The organism is Comamonas denitrificans (genome assembly GCF_017368815.1).
In the GTDB taxonomy this organism is placed as follows: domain Bacteria; phylum Pseudomonadota; class Gammaproteobacteria; order Burkholderiales; family Burkholderiaceae_C; genus Comamonas; species Comamonas denitrificans.
This window is the reverse complement of record NZ_JAFNME010000045.1, coordinates 1-14,835: the sequence shown is the minus strand read 5'-3', so window position 1 is coordinate 14,835 and position 14,835 is coordinate 1. Positions and strand designations below refer to the sequence as shown.

The window sequence follows — 14,835 nt, the reverse complement described above, 5'->3', positions numbered from 1 at the left end:
GGGGCGGGGGGCGCTTGTTCGGCTGCTTCTTTTTGAGGAGCTGTAGGCGCTGGTATTAATTCATAAGCCAAGCATATTGCTGAAAAAATTGGCGCAGAATCAATCGGTGCGTGCTGTAGTTTTTGCACCCCCTGGGCGCAGAAAAACCGCAGCTCATCCAGCAAGGGGGTGGTGGCGGCGCTGGCCCCTTTGAGCTGCTGGCCGTAGAGCATCAGCACCCGGGCCGCCAGGCGCTTGGCGTAGATGTCGGGCGGCAGCAAGGCGGCGGCTTGCGCATCCCACCAACCGGCCACCAGCTGCCAGGCGCAGCGCAAGGCGGGGGTGGGGGCGCTGTGCGCCAGCCCCAGGCTGATGTGGCACAGGGTGGCAGCATGCCCTGGGGCCGGGGCTTTGACCCAGGCGAGCACGGCCTGGTCCAGCTCGGCACGCACGGCATCGCAGGGCACCAGGGTGGGGTAGCGGTTGGTGATTTCAGCGGGCAGCTGGGCCAGGGCGGCATGGTCTGGGCGCTGCTCCCACAGATCAGCGGGGTGGGCGCTGTCTTTGCCACTGAGGCGCACCAGGGCGCGGTAGCTGTCAAAGAGCTGGGCGGTATCGGCAGGCTGCTGATTGGCCAGCGCATCCAGGTGGCGCAGCAGGTCGCGGTGTGCCAATTGGCGCAGGGCGGGCAGGTGCTGGGCGGTGTCGGTGGCTGGCAGGGTGGTGCTGGTATGCCGCTCAGGGCCAGGCCCAGGCGGTTGGCACGCTTGCTCTAGGCTGCGCACCAGTTTGGCCGGTGCCAGCAGGTGTACGCTGTCCAAGGCCTGGGCAATTTGGGCCAGCAGGTGCACGGTTTGCGCTGTGGGGTGCTCCAGTTGCGTGGCAACGTCGGCCAGCATGGCCAATACCGAGGGCAAAACCAGTTCGCGGGGATCAAAAGGTGGCGGGGCAATCGCAGACATCAGGGCCAATCAGAGCAAAGCAGTCACAACACGAAAAACTGCCAAGTCTGCATGAAAAACACCAGAAAAACGCTATAACCGCGGCCATGGCAAAAAAAGATAAATCCCACGTCAGCGAAACCCCGGCCACCCAGCTGCTCAAGGCGCACAAAGTGCCGTTTACCGAGCTGGTGTACGACTATGTCGAGCACGGCGGCAGTGGCGAATCATCGCGCCAATTGGGGCTGGATGAGCATTTGGTGGTCAAGACCTTGATCATGCAAGACCAGGATGCCAAGCCGCTGATCATCCTGATGCATGGCGATTGCACGGTATCCACCAAAAATCTGGCCCGCGAAATCGGCGCCAAAAGCGTGCAGCCTTGCCAGCCCGAGGTGGCCAACCGGCACAGCGGTTACCTGGTGGGCGGCACCTCGCCCTTTGCCACCCGCCGGGCCATGCCGGTGTTTATCGAGGCGAGCATTCTGGATTTGCCGCGCATCACCATCAACGGCGGGCGGCGCGGTTACTTGCTGCAAATGGATCCGCAGGTGTGCGTGCAACTCTTGAATGCCCGGCCTGTGCACTGCGCACTGGCAAAATAGCGCTCTTTTTAGTTTGTGCTCGCCGCTTGCGGGCAAGGATGTTGCGTTGAACGTTTTCGCTCCTGTGCTGGCCGCTGTGCTGGCGTACTTGGTCGGTTCGCTGTCGTTTGCAGTGATTGTTAGTCGCGCCATGGGCTTGCACGACCCGCGCTCTTACGGCAGCGGCAATCCGGGGGCCACCAATGTGCTGCGCTCGGGCTCCAAAGTGGCCGCCGTGCTTACGCTGCTGCTCGATGCCCTCAAAGGGCTGATTCCCGTGCTGGTGGTCAAAACCTGGGGCCCGCAGTGGGGCCTGGGCGATGGGGCGCTGGCCCTGGTGGCGCTGGGCGCGTTTGTGGGGCACTTGTTCCCGGTGTTTTTTGGCTTCAAAGGCGGCAAAGGCGTGGCCACCGCCTTGGGTGTGCTGCTGGGAATTAGTGGCTGGCTGGGCCTGATCGTGCTGGGCATTTGGCTGGTGGTGGCGTTTGTCTCGCGCTATTCCTCCATGGCAGCGCTCTTGGCCAGCCTGGGCGCACCGGTGGCGTATTTGATTTTGGATGGCAGCCTGTGGTCGGTCGAAACACCGCTGCTGGTGGCCATCATGGTGATGGCGGCCTTGCTGGTGTGGCGCCACCGCGAAAACATTGGCCGCCTGATCCGTGGCGAAGAAAGCCAAATTGGCGGCGGCAAGAAAGAGAAACAGCCCGTGAAACCCGCCCTGACCATCCGCAAGACCAAGCCCAAAGCCGCGCCCAAAAACGCCGCCCAGGTGATGGCCGAAATGGGCGCAAAAGCAGAGCGCAAGCCGCGCTCTACCAAAAAGAATAAGCACAAAAAATAAAGCTTACGCTTGTTGTGCAAGCGTAAGCAGCTATTAATTTTGCTCCAGCCACTGACCGCGTGGTCAGTGGCCAGGGCCACAAAGCTTTATTTGGCCTTGCTGGTTTTGGCTTTTTTGGCCTTGGCGGCAGGCGCTGCAGCAGGTGCTGTAGCAGGCTGGGCCACGCAATCGGCGTAAAAGCGCACCTCGCCGTGCTCGTCTTCCACTTCCACCAGGCCGTGGATGTCGGTCTCAAAGCCAGGGCACAGCTTGGAAAATTCGCGCGCAAACAGCAGGTAATCGACGATCTTCTGGCTGAACACCTCGCCCGGGATCAGCAGCGGAATGCCGGGCGGGTAGGGCGTGATCAGGCCCACGGTGATGCGCCCGGCCAGCTGGTCGATCTCCACGCGCTCAGTCTTGCGCTGGGCAATGTGGGCGTAGGCATCGGCCGGCTTCATCGCCGGGGTCAGGTCGCCCAGGTACATCTCGGTGGTCAGGCGCGCGATGTCGTACTTGGCGTACATCTCATGCACGTGCTGGCACAGGTCTTTCAGCCCCATGCGCTCGTAGCGGCGGTGCTGCTGGACAAACTCGGGCAGGATGCGCGCCAGCGGCTGGTTGCGGTCGTAGTCGTCTTTGAACTGCTGCATGGCCGCCAGCAGCGTGTTCCAGCGGCCCTTGGTGATGCCGATGGTGAACATGATGAAAAACGAGTACAGCCCGGTCTTTTCCACCACCACGCCGTGCTCGGCCAGGTATTTAGAGACGATGGAGGCGGGGATGCCCGTCTCGGCAAAGTCGCCATTCAAATCCAGCCCCGGCGTGACGATGGTGGTCTTGATGGGATCCAGCATGTTGAAGCCGTCGGCCAGATCGCCAAAGCCATGCCAGTTGTCGATGTCTTTGCTGTCTTCGCGGTTTTTGCGCGCCGCGCGTTTGGGGGCGGCATCCTGGCCACGAATCACCCAGCTATTGGCCCGGCCAATGCCGTCGGCCACCAGCTCTTGCGGGCCCCAGACTTCAAACCACCAGTCGTCGTCGCCAAACTCGTCCTCCACCTTGCGCATGGCGCGGCGAAAGTCCAGCGCTTCCAGGATGGACTCTTCCACCAGCGCGGTCCCGCCGGGCGGCTCCATCATGGCGGCGGCCACGTCGCAGCTGGCAATGATGCTGTACTGCGGGCTGGTCGAGGTGTGCATCAAATACGCCTCGTTGAACAGGTGGTGATCCAGTTTTTCGGTCTGCGAATCCTGTACCAGCACGTGCGAGGCCTGGCTGATACCGGCCAGCAGTTTGTGGATGGACTGCGTGGCATAGACCACGGAATGCTCGGGCCGCGCGCGCTTTTTGCCCATGGCGTGGTAACTGCCATAAAACGGGTGGAAAGCGGCGTGCGGAATCCAGGCCTCGTCAAAATGCAGGTTGTCCACGTAGCCGTCGAGCAGGCCCTTGATGGTTTCGGTGTTGTAGAGCACGCCGTCGTAGGTCGATTGCGTCAGTGTCAGGATGCGTGGCTTGACGCTGTGGGGGTCCACGCCCTTGAGCAGCGGGTTGGCGGCAATCTTGGCGCGGATGGTCTCGGGCTCAAACTCGCTTTGCGCAATCGGGCCGATGATGCCGAAATGGTTGCGCGTGGGTTTGAGGAACACCGGGATGGCCCCGGTCATGATGATGCTGTGCAAGATGGATTTGTGGCAGTTGCGATCCACCACCACCACATCGCCCGGTGCCACCGTGTGGTGCCAGACGATTTTGTTGCTGGTCGAGGTGCCGTTGGTCACAAAGTAGCAGTGGTCGGCATTGAAGATGCGTGCGGCGTTGCGCTCAGACTCGCCAATGGCACCGTTGTGGTCGAGCAACTGGCCCAGCTCTTCCACGGCGTTGCACACGTCGGCGCGCAGCATGTTCTCGCCGTAGAACTGGTGGTACATCTGGCCCACCGGGCTTTTCAAAAACGCCACGCCGCCCGAGTGGCCGGGGCAGTGCCACGAATACGAGCCATCCTCGGCATAGTCCAGCAGGGCTTTGAAAAACGGTGGCTGCACGCCCTCCAGGTAACTCTTGGCCTCGCGGATGATGTGCTTGGCGACAAACTCGGGCGTGTCCTCAAACATATGGATAAAGCCATGCAGCTCGCGCAGGATGTCGTTGGGCAGGTGCTGGCTGGTCTTGGTCTCGCCATGCAGGTAGATCGGCACATCCTCATTTTTGCGCCGCACCTGGCCGATAAAGCTGCGCAGGCTGTGAATCACCGGGGCGGTGTCTTCTTCCAGACCGAACTCTTCATCGTCAATCGACAAAATAAAAGCGCTGGCCCGGCTTTGCTGCTGGGCGAACTGGCTTAAATCGCCATAACTGGTGACACCCAGCACTTCAAAGCCTTCGCTTTCAATGGCATCGGCCAGGGCGCGAATGCCCAAGCCCGAGGTGTTGTCTGAGCGGTAATCTTCGTCAATGATGACAATGGGAAAGCGAAACTTCATGGGCACCCTCTAAAAACTGGGCATGATGGTAGGGGGAAAGAGCCGCGCAGTGTAATGAATATCTGCGCTTACCAAGGAATAACTATGCAAGCAAGCACCATTTGGTGGGTTTTGACCGGCGTTGTGATTGCCACAGAATTGGCCACGGGCACGATTTACCTGCTGATGATCAGCGTTGGCTTGGCCGCTGGGGCCATCGCCGCCCATTTGGGCCTGGATTTGCCAGTGCAAATCTCTTGCGCCGCCGTGGTTGGCATGGTCAGCATTTTTTTGGGCCGCCGCATTCGCCGCCGCCGCGCCCCGCAACTGCCCGCCCAGGCCAATCCGGATGTCAATTTAGACATTGGTGAGACCATCACCATCGAGCAATGGGCCAGCGATGGCACCGCCCGCGTGCCTTACCGGGGCAGCCAGTGGAATGTCGCCCTGCGCCCCGGCAGCCTGCCCAGCCCAGGCCTGCACCGCATCATTGAAATACAAGGCAACCGCTTGATCGTGGACAAGGCCTGAGCCTGGCGGATTTGCCCTTTACACTGCCCCATCCCTTCCTCAGCTTCAGAAAGGTTTAACCATGGAAGTCGCCATCGTTTTATTGGTTGTTGCCATCGTATTCATTACCCAGGCGGTCAAAGTGGTGCCCCAGCAGCACGCTTGGATTCGGGAGCGGCTGGGTAAATACGCCGGCACACTGACCCCGGGAATGAACCTCATCATTCCGTTTGTCGATCGGGTTGCGTACAAGCACAGCTTGAAAGAAATTCCACTGGATGTGCCCAGCCAAGTATGTATTACCCGCGACAACACCCAGCTGCAGGTCGATGGCATTTTGTACTTTCAGGTCACCGACCCCATGCGGGCCAGCTATGGCTCGAGCAACTACATCATGGCCGTCACCCAACTGGCGCAAACATCGCTGCGCAGCGTGATCGGTAAGCTGGAGCTGGACAAAACCTTTGAAGAGCGCGACATGATCAATGCCCAGGTGGTCAATGCCATTGACGAGGCCGCGCTGAACTGGGGAGTGAAGGTGCTGCGCTACGAAATCAAAGACCTGACCCCGCCCAACGAAATCCTGCGGGCCATGCAGGCCCAAATTACCGCCGAACGCGAAAAACGAGCTTTGATCGCTGCCTCGGAAGGTCGCAGACAAGAGCAAATCAACATCGCTACCGGCGAGCGCGAAGCCTTCATTGCCCGCTCCGAAGGTGAAAAACAGGCCGCCATCAACAAAGCCCAAGGCGAGGCCACTGCTATCGTGACTGTAGCTAGTGCCACAGCACAGGCGCTGGAACGTGTCGCCAGCGCCATCGAAAAACCCGGTGGCGCTGATGCTGTACAGTTAAAAATTGCAGAAAGCGCCGTCCATGCTTACAGCAAAGTGGCGCAAGATGCCAACACCACTTTGATCGTGCCGAGCAACATCTCGGAAGTCTCTGGCCTCATCGCCTCGGCCATGCGGGTGGTTCAGCAAGGAAATACAAAATAAGCCGAAAAATCGGAAAACCGGTATTTTCCTAGGCTACAATACTAGCTTCACCGCCGGAGAGGTGGATGAGTGGCTTAAGTCGCACGCCTGGAAAGCGTGTGTAGGGTAAAACCTACCGAGGGTTCGAATCCCTCCCTCTCCGCCAAAATACCAATAAGCCGTTAATTTTTAATAAAATTAACGGCTTATTTTTTTGTGTCTCCCACTTCCGCTGGCTGTTGCTGCCGCAGAATCTCCGTCGCTCTAGCTACAAGCCCAAGGTGTGCCGAGTAACAGCACTGCACTGCCTCTGCAGGGCACTGTGGTGGGCCATTGATGCTTGCGCCAACATTGCCTTTGCATGCAGTTTGCGGGTATTTTTCAGGGCATGGAGGGCGTTGGCACAGCGTTAAATGCCGTCGAAATGTGCGATTGCACGCAGCTTGCCCATCACCATCGACAAAAATTTTTCGTCTTCAAGGTGGTTTTTTGCCTTGCTGGATGCTCGGCGCAAGGCGCTGTATGGGGGATTTGGAGCGGGCGAAGGGAATCGAACCCTCGTATGAAGCTTGGGAAGCTGCCGTTCTACCATTGAACTACGCCCGCGTATGGATGCTTTTTATTTTTTTGATGCGTTAAGCAAACACAAAAATTCTAAGCGATTTTTTAGCGTTTTTTTCTTAAATCTGCGGTTGCTTGCACCGATGGATTAAAAAAAGTAGGTCTCTTAATGCAGCACAGCATCATTGTGATGTGCATAACTGCTGGGCAATGGATGGAGCGGTTGGGCTGATGAACAAACAAAAAAGGCGATTCCTTTGAAGGAATCGCCTTTTTTGAGCCTACCTGCATGCAAGAATTGCATTAGGCAGGCTTGTTGTGGTGCCCGGGGCCGGAATCGAACCGGCACGCCTTGCGGCGGGGGATTTTGAGTCCCCTGCGTCTACCAATTTCACCACCCGGGCTGTAAAAATCAGAGAAGCCGCAATTATGGCACATTTATGGCTATGAAAAAGAAATACCCAACAATTGAATCGACGATTGGTGCCACCCCACTGGTGGCGTTACAGCGCATTGGTGCGCAAGACAATGCCCAGCGTGGCAATGTGCTGCTTGGCAAGCTGGAGGGGAATAATCCGGCTGGCTCGGTCAAAGACCGGCCCGCGCTGTCCATGATTGAGCAGGCCCAGGCACGAGGCGAAATTCACCCAGGCGATACGCTGATTGAAGCGACTTCCGGCAACACGGGAATTGCTTTGGCGATGGCGGCGGCCATCAAAGGCTATCGCATGGTGCTGATCATGCCGGAGGACTTGTCCATCGAGCGGGCGCAAACCATGAAAGCCTACGGAGCCGAGCTGGTGCTGACACCCAAGAGTGGTGGCATGGAATATGCCCGGGATTTGGCTGCGCAAATGGTGGCCCAGGGTAAGGGTGTGGTGCTTGATCAGTTTGCCAACCCGGACAACCCCCTGGCCCACTACACCGGCACCGGGCCGGAACTGTGGGCGCAGACCGAAGGGCAGATCACCCATTTCGTCAGTGCCATGGGGACAACCGGCACGATCACCGGCGTGGCAAAGTTTTTGAAAGAGAAAAATCCGGCGATTCGCATCATTGGGGCTGAGCCTGCAGAAGGTTCTCGCATTCCGGGGATTCGCAAATGGCCCCAAGAGTACCTACCAAAAATTTATACCCCTAGTCTGGTTGATGAGCTGGTTACGGTCGTGCAGGACGATGCCGAAGACATGGCCCGCCGCTTGGCCCGTGAGGAGGGGATTTTTGCCGGTATTTCAGCCGCTGGTGCTTGCTGGGTGGCCCAGCAAATTGCGCAGCGCGAGACGAATGCAACCATTGTTTTCGTGGTGTGTGACCGAGGCGATCGCTATCTTTCGACGGGGGTCTTTCCGGTATAAAGCGGCATTCAAATACAGCAAAGGTTGATAAACATGGACATTCATCAAGAAGTTGATGCGCGGGGACTGAACTGTCCGCTGCCGATTTTGAAGGCGAAAAAGGCCTTGGCCCAGATGCAAAGTGGCCAGGTGCTGAAGGTGGTCGCCACGGACACTGGGTCGATGGCCGACTTCAAGGCTTTTGCCACCCAAACCGGCAATGAGCTGCTGGAACAAACATCTGAGGGCGGTGAGTTTATCCACCTGCTGCGCCGCCGTTAAAGCCGTCCGCCTGCTGCTGGGTTGTGTATGCGGCCCAGCAGCAGGCAGTGGATAGCTTGCCAAGCTACAGGAAAAAAAAGCCCAAAAAAAAAGCCCAGTGAGGTACTGGGCTTGAAGGGATCCAGAAACAGTGTTTCAAGAGGATCCAAGGAGACAACCGAAAACTTGCACGTGCAATGCAACAAGGGGGGATTATAGGGTAAACCCTTTTAGACGTTATTACCCCCCTTTTTTAAGGGCTTAAGCCTTGCCTTTAGGGGCAGCGGTGGTAGCCGTGGTCACGGCCTTGATATTGGCTTCGGCCATATCGGAGGCTTGCTTGACGGCTTTTTGTACCGACTCAAAGGCGTTGTTGGCAGCAGAGACAGCGCTCTTCATCATGGCCACGGCGGTTTCAGAACCGGCAGGCGCATTTTTGGCGGTAGCTTCGATCAAGCCGTTGAAGCTTTGCTGGTACTGGCCGGCTTTGTCTTCCAAGGCTTTTTGCAGTTCGGTGCTGGTGCTGCTGGCAATGTTGAAAATATGCCGGTTGTAAGCAGCGGCTTTTTCAGCCAAAGGTTGGAAGAAAGCGGTTTGCAGGTTTACCAAGTCTTGGACGTCTTTGGCGGCGGCCAAGGCTTGGCTGTGGGCTGCGGCTTCAGTCAGGGCAGCACGCGAAGCGTTAACGTTCAGCTCGATCAGCTTTTCCACGCCTTCAAAGGCTTTGGTGGTCAGGCCGAAAATAGTGTCGATGTTGGCTTTGTGGGCGCTCAGGATTTGTTCGGGGGTCAGTGCCATGGTGATTTCCTTTAAAAAAAGAGAAGGGACAAGGGTGCTGCATGTCATGGAACACTTATGTTGCAGTGCAGCATGAGGCGTATTGTAATCGGCTGTGGCTGATATGCAAGTGTTTTTTGTTGCAGTGCAGCAAAAAAAATCTTGCAAGTTGCGATGCGATGCGGATGTCGCTGCAAAAGAGGGCAAATTTTTAAAAAACAAGAGCGCAATACCTTTGTGCGCCTTAGGTTTTCTCCTAATTTTCACTCTCCAACCCCTGAATATGTTCTGAAAAACCGTACACTTGTAAAATTTTTTTGCGTTGGCCAGATGGCAGGTGTAGGCGAGCACTGCTTGAACGACCAAAAAAACCTTTAACGCCAAAATAAGGAGCAATGTTTTGTTGAAAAAAACACAGTGGTTAGCACTTTTGATGGGGTTGTTTTTCCTGCCTGGCGTTGCCAGTGCAGCTGACATTGATGGGGCCAGCCTGTCGTTGGCTTGGGGAGTGCCGTTTGCTGGGGTGCTGCTGTCGATTGCGGTGATGCCCTTGGTTGTGCCCAATGTCTGGCACCACCATTTTGGCAAGATCACTACGGGCTGGGCGTTGGCTTTTTTGCTACCGTTTGCTTTTTATTTTGGCATACACGCTGCATGGGTAAATTTTATACATGCTTTATTGGCTGAATATATGCCGTTTGTCATTTTGCTGACGGCTTTGTATGTAGTGGCTGGTGGCATTTATATCCGAGGCAGTTTGCGTGGCACGCCGGTACTCAATACGGCAATTTTAGCCATTGGTGCGGTGCTGGCCAGTTTTATGGGAACCACCGGGGCTTCGATGCTGTTGATTCGTCCGATTATTCGGGCCAATGCGCAACGCTCTAGCATGACCCACGTGGTTGTATTTTTTATTTTTATTGTTTCTAACGCAGGTGGTTCTTTAACGCCTTTGGGTGATCCACCGCTATTTCTGGGGTTTTTGAAGGGTGTGCCGTTTACTTGGACTTTTCAGCATATTTGGCCAGACACTTTATTTTTAGTGGTTGTTTTGCTGGGTTTGTTTTTTGTGTGGGACACCTGGGCATACCGCCGCGAACCCGCCCAGCCGGCCAAGGTGGAGGCTGCTGAGCATGAGCGCTTGGGGTTTGATGGGAAATTCAACTTCGTTCTCTTGGCGGCTGTGGTGGCCCTTGTCTTGATGAGCGGCATTTGGCAAAGCCCGGTGGTGTTTGACATTGCAGGCACCGAAGTGGGGTTGCCCGGCTTGCTGCGTGACTTGGGTTTGGTGGTGGTTGCGGTGATCTCGCTGGCAACGACTTCGCACCGGGTGCATACGGCCAATCAGTTTGGCTGGGATCCGATGTTTGAGGTGGCCAAGCTGTTTGCGGGGATTTTCCTCACCATTATTCCTGTCATCGCCATGCTCAAAGCTGGTACAGAAGGGCCGTTTGGCCCCATCGTGCGGGCAGTGACCAATCCTGATGGTTCGCCAAATCCAGCGATGTATTTCTGGGCCACCGGTGTTTTGTCGTCCTTTTTGGATAATGCGCCGACCTATTTGGTGTTCTTTAATACCGCTGGCGGCGATGTGCTGCAGCTCACCACAGAAATGGCAACGACCTTGGCAGCAATTTCTGCAGGGGCGGTATTTATGGGGGCGAATACTTATATTGGTAATGCGCCGAATATGATGGTGAAAGCCATTGCGGAAGACCGTGGTGTGCGCATGCCCAGCTTCTTTGGTTATATGCTCTGGTCGGGGATTATTCTGACACCATTGTTTATTATCATGACGTATATGTTTTTTTAATGAGTAAAAGGTTGGCTTGATGTCCCGTCCCCATATTTTGATTGCCCGTGCCATTGCCCCGCAGGTGGTGGATTTTTTACGCCAATCGTGTGAGGTGCAGGACAACCAAGCCGATATTCACTGGAGCCAAGAAGCGCTGATCGCCCAATTGCAAGGGAAAGATGGCCTTTTGGCTACCGGTATTCAGCCAGTGGATGCTGCTTTGCTGGCGGCCTGCCCCCAGCTCAAGGCGGTGGCCAATATGACCGTGGGCTATAACAATTTTGATGTGGCCGCGCTGACTGCTGCGGGGGTGCAAGCCAGCAATACCCCGGATGTGCTGACCGAGACCACCGCCGACTTTGGCTTTGCCCTGCTGATGGCCACGGCCCGGCGGATTACGGAAGGCGAGCATTTTCTGCGGGCTGGCAAGTGGCAAGAGTGGCAATACCACATGCTGCTGGGCACGGAGGTGCATGGCAGCACCTTGGGCATCTTGGGGATGGGGCGCATTGGTCAGGCCATTGCGCGGCGGGCGGCCAAAGGGTTTGGGATGCGGGTGCTGTACCACAACCGCTCGCGCCTGTCCGAGGCGCTGGAGGCCGATTGCCAAGCCCAGTATGTGGACAAGGAAAGTTTGCTGCGCCAAGCCGATCACTTGGTGCTGGTGCTGCCATTGACACCCGAGAACTACCACACGATTGGCGCTGCCGAGCTGGCGCTGATGCGCCCCAGTGCCACCTTAATCAATATTGCGCGTGGCGGCATTGTGGATGAAGTGGCGTTGGTGCAGGCGTTGCAAACCGGTCGCCTTGCGGCCGCTGGCTTGGATGTGTTTGAGGGTGAGCCCCAGATTTACCCCGGCTTGCTGCAGCTGCCCAATGTGGTGCTGACCCCGCACATTGCCAGCGCCACGGCGGCCACCCGCTTAAAAATGTGCCAACTGGCCGCCGATAACCTGCTGGCGGTTTTACAGGGCAAGCCCGCTTTAACCCCAGTGAATACCCCCGATCCTGCCGCCCAGGCACAGCGCTTTGCTTATAAAAAATAATAGCTTTAAGCGCTTTTTAAATAAGGCTTTCAAGGTTAAAAAGCCTCAAAACACTTGATTGAACAGCGGTAGAAGCTCTCTTTATGAATTGGTTGGACATGGTGGTGGTGGGCGCTTTGGCCCTGGTGGTGGTTTTGCAGTGCGTGCAGTTGTGGCGCAGCCGGGCCACCCCCTGGACCGAGCTGGAACATATTTTGCTGCGCCAAGAAGGGCAGGCCCAGGCCTTGGCCCAGCAATTGCAAGCGGTGGTGCACACCTTGGGCCAGAACCAGCAATTGCATGCCGATGGCTTGCGGCAATTGGTCGAAGCCCATTTGGCCCAGGCTTTGCAAGAGGCCCGTGCCAGCCGCCAAGAGCTGCAGCAGCATCTGGCCACGGTGCAGCAAGCCCTGGCCGAGCAGGCGCATCGGCACCGCAGCAGCAGTGAGCAACAGGCCGACCAGTTGCGCACCAGTTTGCATGAGCGCCTGAGTGCGATTCAAAAAGACAATGCCAGCCAGCTGGAGGCGCTACGCCGCACGGTGGAAGAGCAGCTGCACCGCCACCAGCACAGCAGCGAGCAGCAGGCCGAGCAGCTGCGCACCACTTTGAACGAGCGCCTGGGCGCAATTCAAAAAGACAACGCCACCCAGCTGGAGGGCCTGCGCCGCACCGTGGATGAGCAGCTGCACCGCCACCAGCACAGCGGCGAGCAGCAGGCCGAGCAATTGCGCATCACCTTGAATGAACGCTTGGCCGCCATTCAGCAAGACAACGCCGCCAAGCTTGAAGACATGCGCCGCACGGTTGATGAGCAATTGCACGCCACGCTGGAGCAGCGCCTGGGGGCCTCGTTTGCCCTGGTCAGCGACCGCCTGGAGCAGGTGCATAAGGGGCTGGGCGAGATGCAAACCCTGGCGGCCAGTGTGGGCGACCTCAAGCGCGTGATGACCAATGTGAAAACGCGCGGCACCTGGGGCGAGGCGCAACTGGGGGCGATTTTGGACAGTGTGCTCACCCCGGAGCAGTATGGGCGCAATGTGAAAACCGTTCCGGACAGGAATGAGCTGGTTGAATTTGCCATCCGCCTGCCCGGCCAAGGTGAGCAGCCGGTGTGGCTGCCCATTGATGCCAAATACCCGGTGGAAGACTACCAGCGCCTGCAAGATGCTTGGGAGCAGGGCGACCGTCTGGCCATTCAGGCGGCTGCGCAGGCGCTGGAAAGCTCGGTGCGGGCCGAGGCAAAAAAAATCGCCAGCAAATACCTCGCGCCCCCGCACACCACCGACTTTGCCTTGATGTATTTGCCCAGCGAAAGCTTGTTTGCCGAAGTGCTGCGCCGCCCCGGCCTGGTCGAAGCCTTACAGCAGCAATACCGGGTGGTGGTCACGGGCCCAGCCAATTTGGCGGCCATGCTCAATAGCCTGCAAATGGGCTTTCGCACCTTGGCGATTGAAGAGCGTTCGGCCCAGGTCTGGGTGGTGCTGGGGCAGGTGAAAACCGAATTCACCAAGTTTGGTGCGGTGGTGGAGGCGACGCGCAAGTCACTGGATGCGGCCGCGAAAAAGTTTGAGCAGGTCGATGTGCGCACCCGCGCCATTCAGCGCAGCTTAAAGGGCGTGCAAAGCTTGCCCAGCCCTGAGCAGGGCCGTGATGCGGAGGCTTTGCGCTTGGAGCTTGGCACGCAGGGGCATCAGGACGAGGAGGCCTGAGGTGTCCACCCTGGCGCGCGACCTGCCCCGGCTGATTGCGGCACAAATCTCCATCCACGCCGGCATGACCGGGCTGCGCATGGCCACGCCCTTGCTGGCCTTGTCACAAGGCCATAGCCCCGCAGCGGTGGGGGTGTTGTTGGCGCTGTTTGCCTTGACCCAGGTTTTTTTGGCCTTGCCCGCTGGCAGCTATGCCGATCGCCATGGGCTGCGCCGCCCGGTGGCCTTGAGTGTGGGCGTGGCCACGGTGGGCACAGGCTTGGCCGTGCTGTGGCCGATTTTTCCGGTGCTGTGCCTGGCCGCCTTGTGTACCGGCGGGGCAGCGGGCACGGCCTTGATTGCCTTGCAGCGCCATGTGGGGCGCAGTGCGCACGACCAGGTGCAGCTGCGCAAAGTGTTCAGCTGGTTGGCCTTGGGGCCGGCAATTTCTAATTTTCTGGGGCCCTTTGCGGCAGGGTTGCTGATTGACCACGCCGGTGGGCAAGCGGGCAGTGAGCTTGGCTTTCGGGCGGCGTTTTTATTGCTGGCGCTGCTGCCATTGGCAGCGTGGTTTTTTCTGCGCAGCGTGAAGGACTTGCCGCCGGTTGCCACCCCTGCAGGCCCGGCCCCGGCCGCGTGGGATTTGTTGCAAGACCAAAGCTTTCGCCGCCTGTTGCTGATGAACTGGGCGCTGTCCTCGTGCTGGGATGTGCATACTTTTGTTGTCCCCATCCTTGGGCATGAGCGTGGGCTGTCGGCCTCGGTGATTGGCAGCATCTTGGGCGGTTTTGCCATTGCCGCCATGGTCGTGCGGCTGGTGTTGCCGCTGCTGGCCAAGCATTTGCGCGAGTGGCTGGTGGTGTGGTGCGCCATGCTGGGCGCTTGCCTGCTGTTTATGCTGTACCCGCTGATGCCCGGCCCGTGGAGCATGGCCGCGTGCTCGGTGTTGCTGGGCCTGGTGCTGGGGTCGGTGCAGCCGATGGTGATGAGCATGCTGCACCAAATCACCCCCGAGGCACGCCATGGCCAGGCCTTGGGCTTGCGCATGATGGCGATCAATGCCTCGAGCGTGATGATGCCGATGATGTTTGGCAGCCTGGGGGCGGTGCTGGGG

13 protein-coding genes and 3 tRNA genes are annotated in these 14,835 nt (G+C 58.0%); 11 read left to right on the top strand and 5 right to left on the bottom strand.

What is annotated here, in order from left to right:
* A partial coding sequence (locus tag J1777_RS13360; protein WP_479723411.1) for a FimL-related protein occupies positions 1 to 941 on the bottom strand: 941 nt, incomplete at its 3' end.
* A gap of 86 nt (positions 942 to 1,027) precedes the next feature.
* Between J1777_RS13360 and J1777_RS13355 the strand changes: the two genes are divergently transcribed.
* Both J1777_RS13355 and plsY read left to right on the top strand, forming a co-directional pair.
* Positions 1,028 to 1,525, top strand: a complete 498-nt coding sequence (locus J1777_RS13355; RefSeq protein WP_207576179.1) for an aminoacyl-tRNA deacylase — start codon at positions 1,028 to 1,030, stop codon at positions 1,523 to 1,525.
* A 46-nt stretch (positions 1,526 to 1,571) separates the two neighbouring features.
* Complete coding sequence (gene plsY, locus J1777_RS13350; RefSeq protein WP_207576178.1) at positions 1,572 to 2,345, top strand: glycerol-3-phosphate 1-O-acyltransferase PlsY; 774 nt, start codon at positions 1,572 to 1,574, stop codon at positions 2,343 to 2,345.
* Between the two features lie 86 nt (positions 2,346 to 2,431).
* Here plsY and J1777_RS13345 read toward each other — a convergent pair whose 3' ends face one another.
* Positions 2,432 to 4,810 carry an arginine/lysine/ornithine decarboxylase gene (locus J1777_RS13345; RefSeq protein ID WP_242700545.1) on the bottom strand — a complete coding sequence of 793 codons (2,379 nt, stop codon included), beginning with the start codon at positions 4,808 to 4,810 and terminating at the stop codon, positions 2,432 to 2,434.
* Positions 4,811 to 4,894: 84 nt separating this feature from the next.
* On the opposite strand from J1777_RS13345, the gene J1777_RS13340 reads away from it, so the two are divergent.
* The 3 genes from J1777_RS13340 to J1777_RS13330 all read left to right on the top strand — a co-directional run bounded on the left by J1777_RS13340 (position 4,895) and on the right by J1777_RS13330 (position 6,441).
* Positions 4,895 to 5,320, top strand: coding sequence for an NfeD family protein (locus J1777_RS13340; RefSeq protein ID WP_207576177.1), 426 nt, complete (start codon positions 4,895 to 4,897; stop codon positions 5,318 to 5,320).
* Between the two features lie 61 nt (positions 5,321 to 5,381).
* A complete protein-coding gene (locus tag J1777_RS13335; RefSeq protein WP_207576176.1) occupies positions 5,382 to 6,296 on the top strand; it encodes an SPFH domain-containing protein in 915 nt (304 codons plus the stop codon).
* Between the two features lie 55 nt (positions 6,297 to 6,351).
* Positions 6,352 to 6,441 (top strand) — tRNA-Ser (locus J1777_RS13330).
* Positions 6,442 to 6,807: 366 nt separating this feature from the next.
* Here the strand turns inward: J1777_RS13330 and J1777_RS13325 are convergent.
* Together J1777_RS13325 and J1777_RS13320 are read right to left on the bottom strand one after the other, a co-directional pair.
* Positions 6,808 to 6,881, bottom strand: a tRNA-Gly gene (locus J1777_RS13325).
* A 274-nt stretch (positions 6,882 to 7,155) separates the two neighbouring features.
* Positions 7,156 to 7,240: transfer RNA gene (locus tag J1777_RS13320), tRNA-Leu, on the bottom strand.
* Positions 7,241 to 7,282: 42 nt separating this feature from the next.
* On the opposite strand from J1777_RS13320, the gene cysM reads away from it, so the two are divergent.
* On the top strand, positions 7,283 to 8,191 hold the full coding sequence (gene cysM / locus J1777_RS13315; protein ID WP_207576182.1) for a cysteine synthase CysM: 909 nt from the start codon (positions 7,283 to 7,285) through the stop codon (positions 8,189 to 8,191).
* Between the two features lie 33 nt (positions 8,192 to 8,224).
* Positions 8,225 to 8,452 (top strand): sulfurtransferase TusA family protein, encoded by a 228-nt coding sequence (locus J1777_RS13310; RefSeq protein ID WP_207576175.1) that lies wholly within the window; start codon positions 8,225 to 8,227, stop codon positions 8,450 to 8,452.
* Between the two features lie 240 nt (positions 8,453 to 8,692).
* Here the strand turns inward: J1777_RS13310 and J1777_RS13305 are convergent, their stop codons facing one another.
* Entirely contained in the window at positions 8,693 to 9,229 is a 537-nt protein-coding gene (locus tag J1777_RS13305) for a phasin family protein (RefSeq protein ID WP_207576174.1), read from the bottom strand.
* 412 nt (positions 9,230 to 9,641) lie between these two features.
* Between J1777_RS13305 and J1777_RS13300 the strand changes: the two genes are divergently transcribed.
* From J1777_RS13300 to J1777_RS13285, 4 genes are all read left to right on the top strand, one after another.
* Positions 9,642 to 11,021 carry a sodium:proton antiporter gene (locus J1777_RS13300; RefSeq protein ID WP_207576181.1) on the top strand — a complete coding sequence of 460 codons (1,380 nt, stop codon included), beginning with the start codon at positions 9,642 to 9,644 and terminating at the stop codon, positions 11,019 to 11,021.
* Between the two features lie 19 nt (positions 11,022 to 11,040).
* Positions 11,041 to 12,051: a 2-hydroxyacid dehydrogenase gene (locus J1777_RS13295; RefSeq protein ID WP_207576173.1), complete on the top strand. Its 1,011-nt coding sequence runs from the start codon at positions 11,041 to 11,043 to the stop codon at positions 12,049 to 12,051.
* An 83-nt stretch (positions 12,052 to 12,134) separates the two neighbouring features.
* Positions 12,135 to 13,742: a DNA recombination protein RmuC gene (locus tag J1777_RS13290; protein ID WP_207576172.1), complete on the top strand. Its 1,608-nt coding sequence runs from the start codon at positions 12,135 to 12,137 to the stop codon at positions 13,740 to 13,742.
* Between the two features lie 10 nt (positions 13,743 to 13,752).
* Positions 13,753 to 14,835, top strand: a 1,083-nt coding sequence (locus tag J1777_RS13285; RefSeq protein ID WP_207576180.1) for an MFS transporter, incomplete at its 3' end; no start/stop codon positions are given.

Bases quoted from the DNA above. Each gene is read 5' to 3' on its own strand.
- J1777_RS13355 (WP_207576179.1), top strand. From the start codon at position 1,028: ATGGCAAAAAAAGATAAATCCCACGTCAGCGAAACCCCGGCCACCCAG.
- J1777_RS13345 (WP_242700545.1), bottom strand. From the start codon at position 4,810: ATGAAGTTTCGCTTTCCCATTGTCATCATTGACGAAGATTACCGCTCA.
- J1777_RS13340 (WP_207576177.1), top strand. From the start codon at position 4,895: ATGCAAGCAAGCACCATTTGGTGGGTTTTGACCGGCGTTGTGATTGCC.
- J1777_RS13335 (WP_207576176.1), top strand. From the start codon at position 5,382: ATGGAAGTCGCCATCGTTTTATTGGTTGTTGCCATCGTATTCATTACC.
- cysM (WP_207576182.1), top strand. From the start codon at position 7,283: ATGAAAAAGAAATACCCAACAATTGAATCGACGATTGGTGCCACCCCA.
- J1777_RS13310 (WP_207576175.1), top strand. From the start codon at position 8,225: ATGGACATTCATCAAGAAGTTGATGCGCGGGGACTGAACTGTCCGCTG.
- J1777_RS13305 (WP_207576174.1), bottom strand. From the start codon at position 9,229: ATGGCACTGACCCCCGAACAAATCCTGAGCGCCCACAAAGCCAACATC.
- J1777_RS13300 (WP_207576181.1), top strand. From the start codon at position 9,642: ATGGGGTTGTTTTTCCTGCCTGGCGTTGCCAGTGCAGCTGACATTGAT.
- J1777_RS13295 (WP_207576173.1), top strand. From the start codon at position 11,041: ATGTCCCGTCCCCATATTTTGATTGCCCGTGCCATTGCCCCGCAGGTG.
- J1777_RS13290 (WP_207576172.1), top strand. From the start codon at position 12,135: ATGAATTGGTTGGACATGGTGGTGGTGGGCGCTTTGGCCCTGGTGGTG.